Consider the following 15,544-nt stretch of genomic DNA (forward strand, 5'->3'; position numbering starts at 1 on the left):
GGTCTCAGCTGAGAGCGGGCGGCCGGGGCCGAGTGAACGGGCCGGGGTGATCGGACCCCCGTCAGCCCCCGGACCGGGACGAGGCGCCCGCCCCCGTGAGCGCGTCCGTCCCGCCCGTCCCGCCCGTGGGCTGGCCGGTCGGCTGGCTGGTCGGGGGCGCGGTCGGCTGGGTGGTCTGCGTCGGCTTCGAGGTGGGCCGGGGCGGCCGGGTGGGCTGGGTGGTGGGCTGGCTGGTCGGCGGGGCCGTCGGCGCGGTGGTCGCGCCGCCGTCGGTGCCGCCCGACGGGGTCGAGCCCGAGCCGTCGCCCGGCGCCGTGGTGGGGCCGGTGCTCGGAGCGCCGCTGGGGGCACCCGTCGACGGGGCGCTGCTCGGCGTGCTCGGGGCGGTCGGCAGGTCGGTGGCGCCCGAGGAGTCGCCGCCCGCCGGGGTGGCGAAGTCGCTGACCGGCTGGCCCTTGAGCGCGGCCTTCATGTAGCTGGTCCAGATCTGGGCCGGGAACTGGCCGCCGGCCGCGCCGTCGATGCCGCCGACGCCGCTCAGGCTGACCTGGGAGCCGTTGCCCGGGTCCTGGCCGAACAGGGCGACCGACGTGACCAGCTCGGGGGTGTAGCCCACGAACCAGACCGACTTCTGGTCGTCGGTGGTGCCGGTCTTGCCCGCCACCGGGCGGCCGAGGCCCTTGGCCCGCCAGCCGGTGCCGCCCGGGTCGCTCACCACGCCCTGGAGCATCGAGGTGACCTGGTTGGCGGTGTCCTCGCTGATCGCCTGGGTGGTCTTGTGCGCGGGCAGCGCGACGTTCTCGCCCTCGCGGTCCACTGACTGCACCAGCCACGGGGTGATCTGCTTGCCGCCGTTGTCCAGCGTGGCGTACACGCCCGCCATGTCGAGCACGCTCGGGGTGGCCGCGCCCAGCGGGATGGACGGCACCGGGTCGAGGCCCGGGGTGTTGCCGGGCAGGCCCATCGCGACGGCGGTGTCCTTGACCTTCTGGAGCCCGGTGTCCTGCGCGAGCTGCGCGAACGCCGAGTTGACCGACCAGTCGGTGGCCTGCTGGAGGGTGATCTGGCCGTAGCTCTTGTCGCCCTCGTTCGGCGGCGCGTACGGGGTGCCCTTGCCGCCGCGGACCTTCCGGCCGCTGGTGCCGTCGTAGACCGTGCGCGGGGTGACGGTGCGACCCTCCTGGGTCTTGGCGTTGTTCTCGAAGGCGGCGGCCAGCGCGATCGCCTTGAAGGTCGAGCCGGCCTGGTAGTCGCGCCGGGTGGCGTTGTCGACGTAGTGCTTCACGTAGTCGACGCCGCCGTACAGGGCGACGACCGCGCCGGTCTTCGGGTCCACCGAGGCGGCGCCGGCCTGGGCGGCCGCGTCCTTCTTCCGCTTGTCCGGGTTCAGGCTGTCATGCAGCTGGGCCTGGACGGAGTCCTGGAGGGCCTGCTGGCGGGCCGGGTCGATGCTCAGCTTGATCGTGTAGCCGCCCTTGGCCAGCTCGGTCTCGTTGATCACGCCGCTGGAGGTGAGGTACTGGGTGGCCGCGTCGACCAGGTAGCCGGCCTGGCCGGACAGGCCCGGGTTGGGCTGGGGGTCCCGGACCTCCGGGAAGGCGGTCCTGGCCCGCTCGTCCGCGGAGAGCCAGCCCTCCTTGACCATGCCGTCGAGCACGTAGTTCCAGCGGTTGACGGCGTTCTGCTTGCCCGCCGCGGTCGCGGTGGCGACGTCGTAGGCGCTCGGGGCGTTCAGCAGGGTGGCCAGGTAGGCGCCCTGGGCGGGATCGAGGGCGGACGCGTCGATGCCGAAGTACGCCTGGGAGGCGGCCTGGATGCCGTAGGCGCCGCGGCCGTAGTAGGAGGTGTTCAGGTAGCCGGAGAGGATGTCGTTCTTGCTCTCGGTGGCGTCCACCTTGATGGCGATGAACAGTTCCTTCACCTTGCGGGTGACCGACTGCTTCTGGTTCAGGTACGTGTTCTTCACGTACTGCTGGGTGATGGTGGAGCCGCCCTGGGTGCCCTGGCCCTTGGCGGTGTTGACCGCGGCCCGGGCCAGGCCCTGGACGTTGACCGCGCCCTCGTTGTAGAAGTTCCGGTCCTCGGCGGCCAGCGCGGCGTGCTGGGCGGCGGGGGAGACCTTGTCCAGGGAGACGTTCTGCCGGTTGGTCTGGCCGGTGCGGGTGAGCACCGAACCATCCGCGTAGAGCCAGGTGTTGCTCTGGGCGGTGGCGGCGGCGTGCGCGTCCGGCACCTTCACCAGGGCGATCCCGAGGGCGAACAGACCGATGCCGAGCAGCAGCGCGGAGCCGAAGCCCAGCAGGGTCATCCGCCAGGTGGGTATCAGCCGGCGCCAGCCGGTGCGCTTCGGACGTCGCGGCTTCCTGCCGCCGGACCCGCCGGACCCGCCGGCCGGGCCGGTGGAGCGCTTGAGCCGTTTGACCGGCCGGAGACTGATCGACGGCGTGCGACGGCCGCCCTGGGCGTTTCTGGACAAAGCGCGGCCTTTCCTGCGGGCGCATCGAGGCAGCCCGGCACGGACGGGGACATCGGCGGTTGGGGACCTTTGTCCCGATTCCGGTTTTACTGCCCTGGACGAGCAGAACGGGCCGGATAGCTCCGGCGGATCGCCAATCGAGACCGACATCACACGCAAAACGGACGTCGGAGGCCAAAAAATCGGGGAGCCCCTCGCTGCTGCGAGAGGCTCCCCAAATGTCTGTGCGCCGCCAGGGACTCGAACCCCGGACCCGCTGATTAAGAGTCAGCTGCTCTAACCAACTGAGCTAGCGGCGCCTGCTGACCTGGAAAACAATACACGGTTCCGAGGGGTGCCTCGAACCATCGCCGAGCCATCACCGAACCGTCGCCGGGCTGCCCCCGGGTCGTCCCCGGGCTGCCCCCGGGTCGTGCCCGGGTCGTCCCCGGGCCACCCGCGAACGACCCGGGCGGCGGCCGATCGATCCGTCCCTTTCCTTCCGGTTGGTCCGGAGTTCGCCGCTGGTTAGGGTGGAACGGTGCCCCGCCCCCAGCCAGGCCACCGCGCCGCGCGGACGACGGCCGCCACCCTGCTGCTGCTCAGCGCCGTGGCGTACACCGCCTGGGTGCTGGAGGTCGTGCTGAGCACCGGACTCGACCCGGTGCAGGCGTACATCAGCGAACTCGCCGCCGAGGACCAGCCGCTGGGCGGCCTGTTCCGGGCCACCGACCTGGCCGCCGGGCTCTGCCTGCTCGCCGCCGCCGGCACCGCCCTCGCCACCGGGCGGGTCGGGGCCTCGCGGCGGCGGCGCTGGGCGCTGGCCGGCTGGTCCGCGCTCGCCCTGTTCGGCGCCGCGACCGCCGCCGACTCCCGGCTGCCGCTCAGCTGCGCCCCCACCAGCGACGAGATGTGCGCCGCCCGGGAGACCGCCGGGCTCGTCCCCGCCACCCACACCGCGCACGCGGTCACCAGCAGCCTCGCCATGGCCGGGGCGCTCACCGCGCTGGTCTCGCTCACCGTGGCCGCCCGGCGCTACCACTGGTGGCCGCCGGTGCGCCGGTTCGGGCCCTGGCTGCTGGGCGCCGAGCTGCTCGCCACCGGCTGGAGCCTCGCCTCGATCGCCGCCTTCCAGGCCGGGCACGGCACCTGGGCGCTCGGGGCCGGGCAGCGGCTCCAGGTGCTGCTGGTCGCGCTCTGGCTCGGCCTGCTGGCCCTGGGCGTCGCCCGCTCGGACGGTACGGATGAGGACGCCGAGGACGCCGAGGTGAACCAGGGGGACGAGGGGCGGCGCCGACCGACCGAACCGTCCCCGGGACGGAGGCCGACATGAGCACCGCCGGACCGGAGGCCGTCGACCGGGCGCGCTTCCTGCGCGTCGACGGCGTCCCGCTGCACGTCCGCACCGAGGGCAGCGGCCCGGTCTGCCTGCTCTCCGGCGGCCTCGGCAGCAGCTGGTTCGACTGGGACCTGGTCGTCCCCTACCTCACCCCGTACCGCACCGTGGTCCGCTTCGACCGGCCCGGTTACGGGCTGAGCGCCGGGGAGCCCGCCACCGGGCGCCCCGCGCCGACGGCGGCCGGCGAGGCCGGGCGGATCCGGGCGGTGCTGGACGGCCTCGGGCTGCGGGAACGCTGCACCGTGGTCGGGCACTCGCTCGCGGGCTTCCACGTCGAGGCCTTCGCCCGGCTGCACCCCGAGCGGACCGCCGGACTGGTGCTGGTGGACGGCAGCGTGGAGGCGGCGGCCCGGCCCTACCCGGCACCCGGTGCGCGCGACCTGGCGTACCGGGCGGTGGCCGGCGCCGCCACCGCCCTCGCCGTGCCCTACCTGCTGGGCCCGACCGCCCGCCGGGCCATGGCCAGGCTGTCCACCGTCCGCCGCGAGGACCTCGCCCCGGCGCCGCTGGTCCGGCACTGCTACCGCACCGGGCGGGCGCTGCGCGCGCTGCTGCGGGAGAACGGCCGCTACCTCGACACGGCCGCCGAACTGGACGAGCTGCGGCGCACCCGGCCGCTGGCCGAGGACCTGCCGGTGACCGTGCTGGCCGCCGACGACGGCTGCCGGACCCGCCGCACCGAGGACTGGCTGGCCCGGCAGCGGGAGCTGGCGGCGCTGCTCGGGGCGGACTTCCGCACCACCGCCCCGGCCGGGCACCTGGTGATGTTCGACCGCCCGGACGCGGTGGCCTCGGCGGTGCTCGACACCCACTGAGCGGTCGGCCCGGGAGCCGGAGGCTGCGAGGGCGGGTGCCGGAGCACGGATCAGCCCCCGGACTGGGACCTCCGCCGGGTGATCTCCCGCTTCACGGCCCGGGGGACCGGCAGGTCGCGGGCCAGCTGCCGGACGGCGTGCCGGGTCTCGGCGCCGTCCGGACCCCGGTAGAGCCGGCGCTCCAGCCCGGCCGCCCCGATCAGGCCGGCCAGCTGCCGGTCGCGCTCGTCGGCCGGATCGGTCGGATCAGCCGCACCGGTCGGACCGGAGAGACCAGAGAGACCAGAGACCCCGGAGAGCCCGGCGCGCGCCAGCGTGGCCGCCGTCCGGGCGGCGATCAGCGCTCCGGCATCCGGCCGCACGGCCGTCCAGCGGCGGTAGGGCAGCCCGAGGAAGCGGTGACTCCGGACGGTCAGCACGCCCTGCCCGACCATCCGGTCCAGGTGGTGGTGGGTCGCCCGGCCGTGCGGGTGGGTCAGCGCGCGCAGCGCGTGTTCGAGGGTCCGGGGCCGGCCCTCGCCCGCCTGCCCGAGGTCGGCCAGGACGGCGGCGGCGAGTTCGTCCTGGTCGCCCGGCGGCCGGTGGCCGGTGATCCGGTGCCCGTCGACGGTGATCGTGCCGGCCAGCTGGAGCTCGGCGAGGACGGCGCCCGCGACCGCCGTCGAGAGGGTGAGGGCGGGGATCCGAAGGCGTCCGTCCGCCGGGTCGGCGCAGAGCAGCAGCAGTTCCTCGGCCAGGGGCCGGGTGCCGGTGTCGGGGGAGTTCATGGGGAGAAGGCCTACCCGGCCCGGAAACGCCTCAGGCCGCCCACCGGAGTGGACGGCCTGAGATCTTGCCATGTGCGCCGCCAGGGACTCGAACCCCGGACCCGCTGATTAAGAGTCAGCTGCTCTAACCAACTGAGCTAGCGGCGCTTGCTGACGTCGAAGACTTTACACGCCGCCGGCCGGATCCACCGAATCGTGTTCGAGTGATCACCGATTGTCACTGCCCCCGGGTCGCCGGCTCCGGGTGGTGGCAGGCCGTCTGGTGGTCCGCCCCGGGGGTGCCGAGCAGGGTCGGCCGCTCCTGTTCGCAGCGGGCCCGGTCCGCCGGGGCGGTGAGCGCGGCGTAGCGCGGGCAGCGGGTGCGGAAGACGCAGCCGGTGCGGCGCTCGGTGGGCGGGGGCGGGTCGCCGGCCAGCAGGATGCGGTCGCGGGCGCGCTCGGCGGCGGGGTCGGGCAGTGGGACGGCGGAGAGCAGGGCGCGGGTGTACGGGTGGCGGGGGCGGTCGAAGACGGCGGAGACCTCGCCCTGCTCGACCGTCCGGCCGAGGTACATCACGCTGACCCGGTCGGCGAGGTGCCGGATCACCGAGAGGTCGTGCGAGACGAACAGGTAGGAGAGGCCCAGTTCGGCCTTGAGGGCCTGGAGCAGGTTGAGCACCCCGGCCTGGATGGAGACGTCCAGGGCGGAGACCGGCTCGTCCAGCACCAGCAGCCCGGGCCGGACGGCGAGGGCCCGGGCGATCGAGACGCGCTGGCGCTGGCCGCCGGAGAACTGGTGCGGGTAGCGGACGGCGTGCTCCGGGTCGAGGCCGACCTGGCGCAGCAGCTCGGGCACCCGGCGGGCGATCTCCTCGCGCGGGGCGCGCTGGGCGAGCAGTGGTTCGGCGACGATGTCGCCGATCGGCATCCGGGGGTCGAGGCTGGCCATCGGGTCCTGGAAGACGATCTGCACCCGGGCGCGGAGCCGGTGGGCCTCGGCCCGGGTGAGCGTCGCGGTGTCGTGGCCGAGCAGTTCGATCCGGCCGGTCTCCGGGGCGCCGAGCCGCAGCAGTTCGAACAGGGTGGTGGACTTGCCGGAGCCGGACTCCCCGACCAGGCCGAGGGTCTCGCCCTCCCGCAGGTCCAGGTCGACGCCGTCCACCGCGTACACCTCGCCGACCTTGCGCTTGAACACCGTGCCCTTGAGGAGGGGGAACGTTTTTTCCAGGCCGCTCACCGACAGCACCGGCGTCCGGGTGGAGCGGTCGACGGGGCCGGCGGCGGCCGGCGGCAGCTCCGGAACGGGGTAGACCTCGGCGGGCGCGGGCCGCCGCTCGGCGAGCTCCGCCGACCGTACGCAGGCGGACAGGTGCTCCTCCGTGCCCTCCAGGGCGGGCTCGGCCGTCGTGCAGCGCTCCTCCGCGAGCGGGCAGCGCGCCGCGAAGGGGCAGCCCGGGGGCAGTTCGGCCATCGGCGCCGGGGTGCCGGGGATCGGTACGAGCGGACCGCCGCGCCCGTCCAGCCGGGGCAGCGCGCCGATCAGGCCGAGCGAGTACGGGTGGTGCGGGGCCGCGAAGAGCTCGTCCACCCCGGCCGTCTCGACCACCCGTCCGGCGTACATCACTGCGACCCGGTCGGCCGCCCCGGCGATCACCCCGAGGTCGTGGCTGACCAGGACGAGCGCCGCGCCGGTCTCCCGCTGGGCGGTGCGCAGCACGTCGAGCACCTGGGCCTGGATGGTGACGTCGAGGGCGGTGGTGGGCTCGTCGGCGAGCAGGATGTCGGGATCGTTGGCGACCGCCATGGCGATCATCGCGCGCTGCCGCATGCCGCCGGAGAACTCGTGCGGGAAGCTGTCCAGGGCCCGGTCGGGCGCCGGGATGCCGACCAGGTCGAGGAGTTCGGCGGCCCGGCGGCGCGCGGCGGCCCGGTCCACCCGCTGGTGGACGCGGACCGCCTCGGCGATCTGGTCGCCGATCCGGTAGACCGGGGTGAAGGCGGACAGCGGGTCCTGGAAGACCATGGCGATCCGGCGGCCGCGGATCGCGGCGAGCTCCCGGCCCGGCAGCCCGACCAGTTCCCGCCCGTCCAGCCGCACCGAGCCGCTGACCCGCGCCGTGCCGGGCAGCAGCCCGAGCACGGACAGCGCGGTCACGGACTTCCCGGAGCCGGACTCGCCGACGATGCCGAGGGTCTCGCCGCGCCGCAGGGTGAGGTCCACCCCGCGGACGGCGGGGACCGGGCCGTCGGGCCCGGCGAAGTCGACCCGCAGGTCCCGGACGGCGAGCAGCGGGGTTTCGACGGTGGTGGTCACGGGAGCTTCCTACGGCTGGCAGGGCGGTGGGAACGGCGGGCGGACCGGGAGCGGCGGGGCGCCGTCCCGGAGGTGGGGTCGAGGGCGTCGCGCAGCCCGTCCCCGATCAGGTTGACGGCGAGCACGAACAGCACCAGCAGCGCCGCGGCGAAGTAGAACAGCCAGGGGAACACCGGGGCTTCGCCGGTCCCGGCGGCGAGCAGGGTGCCGAGCGAGACGTCCGGCGGCTTGACCCCGAAGCCGAAGTAGGAGAGCGCGGTCTCGCTCATCACGGCGCCGCCGACCGCGATGGTGGCGTCGATGATGAGGAAGGAGGCGACGTTCGGCAGGATGTGCCGGCTGATGATCCGCAGCGGCCGTACGCCCATGAACCGTGCGGCGCGGACGAATTCGCGCTCGCGCAGGGAGATGGTCATCGAGCGGACCACCCGGGCGGTGATCATCCAGTTGAACAGCGCGAGCAGCAGGACGAAGGCGATCCAGCCGGCGCTCTTCAGCCGGGACGAGACGATGGTGATGATCAGGAAGGCCGGGAAGACCAGCAGCAGGTCCACCAGGAACATCAGCGCCCGGTCGGCCCAGCCGCCGAAGTAGCCGGCGCAGGCGCCGACCACGGAGGCCAGCACGGTGGAGAGCAGCGCCACCAGCAGTCCGATGACCAGCGACTTCTGCAGGCCGCGGACGGTCTGCGCGAAGACGTCCTGGCCGACCCCGTTGGTGCCGAACCAGTGTTCGGCGGACGGGGGTTGGTGCAGGGCGGAGAAGTCGGGGGTGGCGTAGTCCCAGGGCGTCAGGTACGGCCCGCCGAAGGCGAGCGCGAACAGCAGCAGCACCATGACGGCGCCGACCACGGCCCCGCGGGCGGCGAGCAGCCGGGCGAGGACGAGCCGGCCGCGGCCGGTGCCCCGGGGCGGGCGGCTGGCGGGTGCGGTGGGTTCGGCGGGGCCGGTGGGTTCGGCCGGTCCGGCGGTGGTGGCGGTGGTCAACTCGGCTCTCCTCCGGTCAGGACCGCACGCGCGGGTCGAGGGCGGCGTGAAGGGTGTCCGCGAGGAAGCCGGAGACGAGCACGACGACGGCGGTGAACAGGTTGATCGCCACCACCGAGTTGACGTCCTGTTCGTTGATCGACTTGATCAGCCACTCGCCCATGCCGTGCCAGCCGAAGATCGTCTCGGTGAAGATCGCGCCGGTGAAGATGCCCAGGAAGCTGTAGGCGAACATGGTCGACATCGGGATCACCGCGGTGCGCAGCCCGTGCTTGAGCAGTGCCCGGCCGCGGGTCAGGCCCTTGGCCTCGGCGGTGCGCAGGTAGTCGGAGCCGAGCACGTCGAGCATGGTGCCGCGCTGGTAGCGGCTGTAGGTGGCGAGGCCGCCGAGGGCCAGCGAGATGGTGGGCAGCAGCAGGTGCAGCGCCCAGTCGGCGAGGTGGGCGCCGAGGCCGCCGGCGAGCCCGGGGGTCTCGTAGCCGGTGAACGGGACCACCTCGTGTCCGGCCGCGTCCTTGGCGGCGATGGCGCCGTTCTTGAGGAACAGCGCGACCAGGAAGACCGGGGTGGAGAGCAGCACGAAGGACAGCACGGTGAGCAGCCGGTCGGAGATCCGGTACTGGCGCACCGCGCTCCACGCCCCGGCGGCGACGCCGAGGACCATGCCCAGCAGGCTGCCGAGCAGCAGCAGCCGCAGCGAGACCCAGACCCGGCGGCCGAAGTCGTCGGTGACCGGGGTGTCGTGGATGGTCCGGCCGAGGTCGCCCTCCAGCAGCCCGCCGGCCCAGTGGCCGAAGCGCTCGACCACCGGGGTGCGGTCGTTCAGGTTGAGCGCGGTGAGCTGGCGCTCGACCGATTCGACGGACGGCCGGGGGACCTTGGCCTCGAAGTAGGTGCGCGGCTGCAGGGCGGTCGCGGAGATCGCGTACGCCAGGAAGACGGCGGCGATCAGCAGCACCGCGTAGTAGCTCAGCCGTTTCGCCAGGAAGCGGAGCATCAACGGCCGCCCGTCGCGGTGCGGGTGGGGCCGACGCGTCTGGTGGGCATCGGGTGGTGGCCTCCGGTCCGGGCCCGGTGGGGGCGTCGGGTGGCAGGGTTCGTCGGGGTTCGTTCTGGTTCGTCGGATCGTCAGATGGCGTGGTTCGTCCGGCAGTTGGGAAAACGCAGGTCAGAGTGAAGCACCCGGGCACTGAGGCGGTGTTGCGCCCGTGTTGCCGCGTGTGACTTTTCGATCAGGTGTGCCCTCCTCCCCCTGGTGGCGGATCTGATCCGCTGTTACCTTCTGCTCGCCCGGTGCCGAATTGGCTGCCCACGCTCAAGCCCCGTCACACCTCTCGCGCCCCAACTCCCGTCATCGATCCCAGGGGGACCCTCATGGACGCTTCCACCACGGCCCGCCGCCTCGGCCGGGCCGCCGCGCTCGCCGTCGCCGTCGCGCTCGCGGTCACCGCGTGCACCTCGGGCGGGGCCGGCTCCGCCGACAAGGTGGCCAAGAGCGAGCCGCCGAGACAGGACTCCGAGGACGTCAACCCCAAGGCGCCGGACCAGATCAAGGACGGCGGCGAGGTGCGCTTCCAGCTGGACCAGTGGATCACCCAGTGGAACCCGCTCCAGGTGGACGGCGGCTCCTACACCGACACGGTGAACCTCATCCGCGCCCTGGAGCCCTCGCTCTTCCGCACCGACGCCTCCGGCGCCTTCCGGGCGGACCCGGACTACCTGGTGGGGGCCGAGGTCACCTCGACCTCGCCGCAGGTGGTCACGTACAAGCTGAACCCCAAGGCCACCTGGTCGGACGGCAAGCAGCTGAGCTACCTGGACTTCAAGGCCGACTGGCAGGCGGGCAACGGCAAGGACCCGGCGTACAACATCTACGACCCGTCCGGCTACGAGCTGATCTCCGCGGTCGAGCAGGGCGCCGACCCGAGCGAGGTCAAGGTCACCTTCTCGGAGCCGTACGCGGACTGGCAGAACCTGTTCCGCCCGCTGATCCCGGCGGCCGGCATCGCCACCCCGGACGACTTCAACAAGGGCTGGGTGGAGAAGGTCCCGATCACCGCGGGCGCGCTGAAGATCGGTGTGGCGGACAAGACCGCGCAGACCATCAGCCTGGTGCCGGACCCGGCCTGGTGGGGCACCCGGGCCAAGCTGGACAAGATCACCTTCCGGGTGATGGACAAGGCCGCGAGCATCCAGGCGTACCTCAACAACGAGATCGACTTCGCCTCGGCCGGCACCGCCGCCGCGTACGGGCAGCTCAAGAACGCCAAGGACACCGTGATCCGGGCTGCCAGCCCCTGGGACGAGGTGCACATCTCCTTCGGCGGCACCGGCGCGCTGGCGGACCGGACGGTCCGCCAGGCACTCGGCAAGGCGCTCGACCGCTCGGCGCTGATCAAGATCGCCAACAACGGGGTGCCGGTGGAGTTCAAGCCGCTCGGCAACCACATCATCATGCCCAACCAGACCGGCTACCAGGACAACTCCGGTGAGTGGGCGACCTTCGACCTGGCCGCGGCCAAGAAGCTGCTCGACCAGGCCGGCTGGAAGGAGTCCGGCGGCGGCCAGCCGCGCACCAAGGACGGCAAGCCGCTGGAGCTGCACTGGGTGCTCAGCGACGGCACCGCGCAGGCCCAGCTCGACCTCGCCACCGCGGCGGCGGCGATGTGGCAGGCGGCCGGGGTCAAGGTCGACCTGGACAAGGTGGCGGCCAACGACTACTTCGCCAAGTACGTCACCCCGGGCAAGTTCGACATCGCGAGCTGGCGCAACACCGACTCGTTCCCGAACTCCAAGAGCCTGGCCAACTTCCGCCTGCCGGTGGGCGACAACACCTTCAGCAACCCCTCCCGGCTGGGCACCCCGGAGATCGACGCGCTGCTGAAGAAGGCGGCCGGGACGGTCGACCCGGCGGAGGCCGCGAAGCTCTACAACCAGGCGGACGCGAGGATCTGGGAGCTCGGCCACACCGTCGAGCTCTACCAGCGGCCCGCCGTGGTGGCGACCCGCAAGGGGCTGGCCAACTACGGCGCCTTCGGTCTCGCCCAGGAGGACTACAGCAAGCTCGGCTGGGAGAAGTAGCCGCCGCCGGGGCGGGGCGGGCCGCACGGCAGGCGCTGGCGAGCAGCGCGGTGATCACGAGGCCGGTGGCGCGGACGCGGGGGGATCGGCTCCGCCGCCCCCGCAATCCCGCCACCCGCCTTGACCTTCCGCGTTGCCCGCACGCCACCCGTGTCGTGGGGCCCGGCAGGGCCCGCGCTCTTCCAACCGGGGAAGAATCTAGCGGCGCTCCGGTCGCTCGCGACGCAGCGCGCGGGGCGCGCCCGGAAACCCGCCGCGCTGTCACCCGGTTCGCGCACCGGAGCGTCAACTACGGCTGACGGCAAGGAAAAAAGGGGACATACGGGGCCATCGTACCCGGGGGCGCGCGGACATTCCGGGCCGCGCCGGAGCGTGCACAGCTGTTGCGCCCGCGTGCACAGCCGTCGCGCCGGTGCGTGCGCCGGGCCGGGGCCGCTGCCAGGATGCGCGGGACGGTCCCCCCGCCTTCCTCCCGACTCCCCGGAGCAGCTCCGATGGCCAGTGACCCCGCCGCGACGGCACGCCCCAGCCACCCCGTCGATCCGCCGCCGGTGCGCCGGATGGTCCCGCGCGACCGGAGCGAGCCGCACCGGGTCGCCACTCCGCTGGAGCTCTTCTTCGACCTCTGCTTCGTGGTCGCGGTCGGCCAGGCCGGGCGCGAACTGGCGGGCTCGCTGGCGGCGGGGCACTACGGCGACGGCCTGCGCGGCTTCGTGCTGGCCTTCTTCGCGATCTGGTGGGCCTGGATGAACTTCACCTGGTTCGCCTCCGCGTACGACGTCGACGACGTGCCGTACCGGATCACCACGCTGGTGCAGATCGCCGGGGTGCTGATCCTCGCCGCCGGCGTGCCGCGGATCTTCGCCGCCCAGGACCTGACACTGGGGATCGTCGGCTACGTGGTGATGCGCCTGGCGATGGTCACCCAGTGGCTGCGCGCGGCCGCCTGCGAACAGGGCCCGGCGCGCCGGGTCGCGCTGGGCTACGCGGTGGGGATCACGCTCTGCCAGGCCGGCTGGGTGGTGGTGCTGTTCCTGCCGCAGGACGTCCGGCTGTACCTCTTCCCGGTCGGGGTGCTGTGCGAGCTGGCCGTGCCGGTGGTCGCCGAGCTGTGGAGGCAGACCCCCTGGCACCCGCACCACATCGCCGAGCGGTACGGGCTGTTCACCCTGATCGTGCTCGGCGAGACGGTGGCGGCGGCGACCGTCGCGGTGCAGTCGGCGGTGGACGAGCACGAGGAGCTGGGCCGGCTGGTGCCGGTGGCGGTCGGGGGGCTGCTGATCTGCTTCGCGGCCTGGTGGATCTACTTCGCCCGGCCCGTCCACGAGCACCTGCGCTCCAACCGGCAGGCGCTGGTCTGGGGGTACGGGCACTACCTGGTGTTCGCCTCGGCGGCGGCGATCGGCACCGGGCTGGAGGTGGCGGTGGAGTCGGCGGTGCACCAGGCGCACATCTCCGAGACCGCCGCCACCGCGACGGTCACCGTGCCCACCGCGCTCTACCTGGTCACGGTCTGGTTCCTGCACTCCCGGCACACCAAGCGGGGCGCGGCGGCCCAGGCGGTGGCGCCGGCGGGGGCCGCGCTGGTGCTGGCCTGCACCGCGCTCGGCGGCTCCGGGGTGCTCGCGGCGGGCCTGGTCTGCGCGCTGATGGTGGCGGTGGGCGTGCTGGTCCACGGCCGGGAGAGCAGGCGGGCGGGCGCCCGCCGGGCGTATTGATCCGCGGGGCAGGCCCTGTCCGACCTGCCCGTCAGCCGACCCGGCCCAGCAGCACCGGCTCGTGCCGCGCCAGCCAGTCCAGGTAGGCCGGGTTGACCTTGGCCAGATCCAGGTAGGCGGCCCGCAGTTCGCCGTACAGCGCGTCCAGCGCGGGCGGGCTGAGCACGCGCGGACGCCAGGTGAACAGCAGCCGGACGGCCAGCGGGTCCCCGTGCACCGGGCGGACCACCGTGCCGGGACCGGGCAGCGAGGTGGGCTGGCAGGGGCGGACGGCCTCGCCGGAGGCGACCAGCTCGGCGGCGGTGGCGTTGTCCCGCACCTGCAGCACCCGGGGGTTGAGCCCGGCCTCGGTGAACACCCGGCGCATCGCCGCGTACTCGTGGTCGGCGGTCGGGTCGACCATCCAGGTGTCCTCGGCGAGGTCGGCCAGGTGGACGACGTCGCGGGCGGCGGCCGGGTGCCCGGCGGCGAGCGCGACGAACTGCGGCTCCCGGGCCATCAGCACCCGGTGCTCGGCGTCCGGCGGCACCCGCAGCGGGAAGCCCTCGCACTCGTGCACGAAGGCCACGTCCAGCTGGTCGGCGGCGACCATCCGCAGCAGCGCGCTGGCCGAGATGTCCACGTGGATGGTGGTGTCGGTGTCCGGCAGCCGCTCGTGCACCCGGCGCAGCCAGGCCGCGACCGCCCGGCTGCCGACGCTGCCGATCCGCAGCCGCCGCTGCCGGCCGGGGCCGGCCGAGTCCCGCGCCTCCTGGCGGGCGGCGGCCACCAGGGCGGCCATCTCGGTGATCACCGGCCGGGCCCGGGAGAGCACCGAGTGGCCGAGCGCGGTGGGCCGGCTGCCGGTCTGCTCGCGGGTGAACAGGGTGCCGCCGATGGCCCGTTCGATGCGGTGCAGCTGGGTGGTGAGGGAGGGCTGGGTCATGCCGAGCTGGAGCGCGGCCTTGCGGAGGCTGCCGCTGTCGGCGATCGCGCACAGCACCCGGAGGTGTCTCACGTCGAGCTCCACGTCGGGAGCATAGACGCCGTCGCACCCCTTCGCCAAGGACATGACAGGCATTCAAGGCATGCCGAAGGGCCGGCCGACGGATCGACCGGCTGAACGGCCGACGGATCGACCGGTGCGCCGCACGACGGCACCGGGCCGCTATGCGGTGGTGCTATCGCCGGTTGGCATCATCCGCGACGGCCCCGCCCGGGTCGAAGCTCGGGGGCAGCAACCCGCCCCTCGGCCACCGCCCGGGGCGGCCCCCACCGTGCGCCCCGGCCGGGCCCGGCCCCCATCGGGCCCCGGCGAGCCGGCGCACCGCGAAACCGGAGTCCCCACATGAAGCGATCCGTGCTGTCCGCAGCCCTGGGCCTGACCCTCGCGGCCGGCCTGGCGGTCCTGCCCGCCACCGCCGCGAACGCCGCGCCGGCCGCTCCCGCCGCCCCGGCCGTCCAGGGCTACACCCCCTCGACGTACGCGGGTTCGGCCGCGGAGGCGGCGAACAACCAGGCCTTCTTTCAGGCCGTGATGGCCTCGGCCAAGGCCAAGCAGGCCGCCAACCCCGGCCTGGCGACCGTCACCGTCACCTACGACACCGCGAACGCGCCCTCCTTCACCAGCCAGATATCCCAGGCCGCGCAGATCTGGAACAGCTCGGAGACCAACGTCCAGCTCCAGGCGGCGAGCGGCAGCGGCGACTTCTCGTACTACGAGGGCAACGACAGCCGCGGCTCCTACGCCAGCACCGACGGCCACGGCCACGGCTACGTCTTCCTCGACTACCAGCAGAACCAGCAGTACAGCTCGCTCCGCGTGGTGGCGCACGAGACCGGCCACGTGCTCGGCCTGCCCGACGACTACTCCGGCCCGTGCAGCGAGCTGATGTCCGGCGGCGGCCCCGGCCCGTCCTGCACCAACCCGTACCCCGACGGCAACGAGCGCAGCCAGGTCGACTACCTCTGGGCGAACGGTCTCGCGGCGCGGAACTGACGCGAGCGGCAAGCGGGTTCGGGGTGGCGGGCCGCTCGGCCGGAATCGAGCC

General features: G+C 73.7%; 11 protein-coding genes and 2 tRNA genes. 5 read left to right on the top strand and 8 right to left on the bottom strand.

What is annotated here, in order from left to right:
• Nucleotides 1–61: 61 nt before the first annotated feature.
• Entirely contained in the window at nt 62–2,476 is a 2,415-nt protein-coding gene (locus tag ACFU7Z_RS21240) for a transglycosylase domain-containing protein (RefSeq protein ID WP_380778863.1), read from the bottom strand.
• Between the two features lie 225 nt (nt 2,477–2,701).
• Nucleotides 2,702–2,775: transfer RNA gene (locus ACFU7Z_RS21245), tRNA-Lys, on the bottom strand.
• 221 nt (nt 2,776–2,996) lie between these two features.
• Here ACFU7Z_RS21245 and ACFU7Z_RS21250 point away from each other — a divergent pair.
• Complete coding sequence (locus ACFU7Z_RS21250) at nt 2,997–3,788, top strand: DUF998 domain-containing protein (RefSeq protein WP_380778865.1); 792 nt, start codon at nt 2,997–2,999, stop codon at nt 3,786–3,788.
• The gene (locus tag ACFU7Z_RS21255; RefSeq protein ID WP_380778867.1) at nt 3,785–4,669 is read left to right on the top strand and encodes an alpha/beta fold hydrolase; all 885 of its coding nucleotides are present in this window, start codon (nt 3,785–3,787) and stop codon (nt 4,667–4,669) included. Before ACFU7Z_RS21250 ends, ACFU7Z_RS21255 begins: the two co-directional genes overlap by 4 nt.
• A 50-nt stretch (nt 4,670–4,719) precedes the next feature.
• Here ACFU7Z_RS21255 and ACFU7Z_RS21260 read toward each other — a convergent pair whose 3' ends face one another.
• The 5 genes from ACFU7Z_RS21260 to ACFU7Z_RS21280 all read right to left on the bottom strand — a co-directional run bounded on the left by ACFU7Z_RS21260 (nt 4,720) and on the right by ACFU7Z_RS21280 (nt 9,712).
• Nucleotides 4,720–5,436 carry a GPP34 family phosphoprotein gene (locus ACFU7Z_RS21260; protein ID WP_380778869.1) on the bottom strand — a complete coding sequence of 239 codons (717 nt, stop codon included), beginning with the start codon at nt 5,434–5,436 and terminating at the stop codon, nt 4,720–4,722.
• A gap of 73 nt (nt 5,437–5,509) precedes the next feature.
• Nucleotides 5,510–5,583: transfer RNA gene (locus tag ACFU7Z_RS21265), tRNA-Lys, on the bottom strand.
• Nucleotides 5,584–5,653: 70 nt separating this feature from the next.
• The gene (locus tag ACFU7Z_RS21270) at nt 5,654–7,729 is read right to left on the bottom strand and encodes a dipeptide ABC transporter ATP-binding protein (protein WP_380778871.1); all 2,076 of its coding nucleotides are present in this window, start codon (nt 7,727–7,729) and stop codon (nt 5,654–5,656) included.
• Nucleotides 7,726–8,715 (bottom strand): ABC transporter permease, encoded by a 990-nt coding sequence (locus tag ACFU7Z_RS21275; protein WP_380778873.1) that lies wholly within the window; start codon nt 8,713–8,715, stop codon nt 7,726–7,728. Before ACFU7Z_RS21275 ends, ACFU7Z_RS21270 begins: the two co-directional genes overlap by 4 nt.
• Nucleotides 8,716–8,731: 16 nt before the next feature.
• Nucleotides 8,732–9,712: an ABC transporter permease gene (locus ACFU7Z_RS21280; protein WP_380778875.1), complete on the bottom strand. Its 981-nt coding sequence runs from the start codon at nt 9,710–9,712 to the stop codon at nt 8,732–8,734.
• A gap of 377 nt (nt 9,713–10,089) precedes the next feature.
• Between ACFU7Z_RS21280 and ACFU7Z_RS21285 the strand changes: the two genes are divergently transcribed.
• Both ACFU7Z_RS21285 and ACFU7Z_RS21290 read left to right on the top strand, forming a co-directional pair.
• On the top strand, nt 10,090–11,796 hold the full coding sequence (locus tag ACFU7Z_RS21285; protein WP_380778877.1) for an ABC transporter family substrate-binding protein: 1,707 nt from the start codon (nt 10,090–10,092) through the stop codon (nt 11,794–11,796).
• 494 nt (nt 11,797–12,290) lie between these two features.
• The gene (locus tag ACFU7Z_RS21290) at nt 12,291–13,514 is read left to right on the top strand and encodes a low temperature requirement protein A (protein ID WP_380778879.1); all 1,224 of its coding nucleotides are present in this window, start codon (nt 12,291–12,293) and stop codon (nt 13,512–13,514) included.
• 31 nt (nt 13,515–13,545) lie between these two features.
• Here ACFU7Z_RS21290 and ACFU7Z_RS21295 read toward each other — a convergent pair whose 3' ends face one another.
• Nucleotides 13,546–14,523 carry a LysR family transcriptional regulator gene (locus ACFU7Z_RS21295; RefSeq protein ID WP_380778881.1) on the bottom strand — a complete coding sequence of 326 codons (978 nt, stop codon included), beginning with the start codon at nt 14,521–14,523 and terminating at the stop codon, nt 13,546–13,548.
• Between the two features lie 318 nt (nt 14,524–14,841).
• On the opposite strand from ACFU7Z_RS21295, the gene snpA reads away from it, so the two are divergent.
• Nucleotides 14,842–15,492, top strand: a complete 651-nt coding sequence (snpA, locus tag ACFU7Z_RS21300) for a snapalysin (RefSeq protein ID WP_117487888.1) — start codon at nt 14,842–14,844, stop codon at nt 15,490–15,492.
• The last annotated feature ends 52 nt before the right edge of the window (nt 15,493–15,544 follow it).

Origin of the sequence: Kitasatospora sp. NPDC057518 (genome assembly GCF_042802075.1) — a bacterium.
Lineage (GTDB): Bacteria > Actinomycetota > Actinomycetes > Streptomycetales > Streptomycetaceae > Kitasatospora.

Bases quoted from the DNA above. Each gene is read 5' to 3' on its own strand.
- snpA (WP_117487888.1), top strand. From the start codon at position 14,842: ATGAAGCGATCCGTGCTGTCCGCAGCCCTGGGCCTGACCCTCGCGGCC.
- ACFU7Z_RS21255 (WP_380778867.1), top strand. From the start codon at position 3,785: ATGAGCACCGCCGGACCGGAGGCCGTCGACCGGGCGCGCTTCCTGCGC.
- ACFU7Z_RS21280 (WP_380778875.1), bottom strand. From the start codon at position 9,712: ATGCTCCGCTTCCTGGCGAAACGGCTGAGCTACTACGCGGTGCTGCTG.
- ACFU7Z_RS21285 (WP_380778877.1), top strand. From the start codon at position 10,090: ATGGACGCTTCCACCACGGCCCGCCGCCTCGGCCGGGCCGCCGCGCTC.
- ACFU7Z_RS21290 (WP_380778879.1), top strand. From the start codon at position 12,291: ATGGCCAGTGACCCCGCCGCGACGGCACGCCCCAGCCACCCCGTCGAT.
- ACFU7Z_RS21260 (WP_380778869.1), bottom strand. From the start codon at position 5,436: ATGAACTCCCCCGACACCGGCACCCGGCCCCTGGCCGAGGAACTGCTG.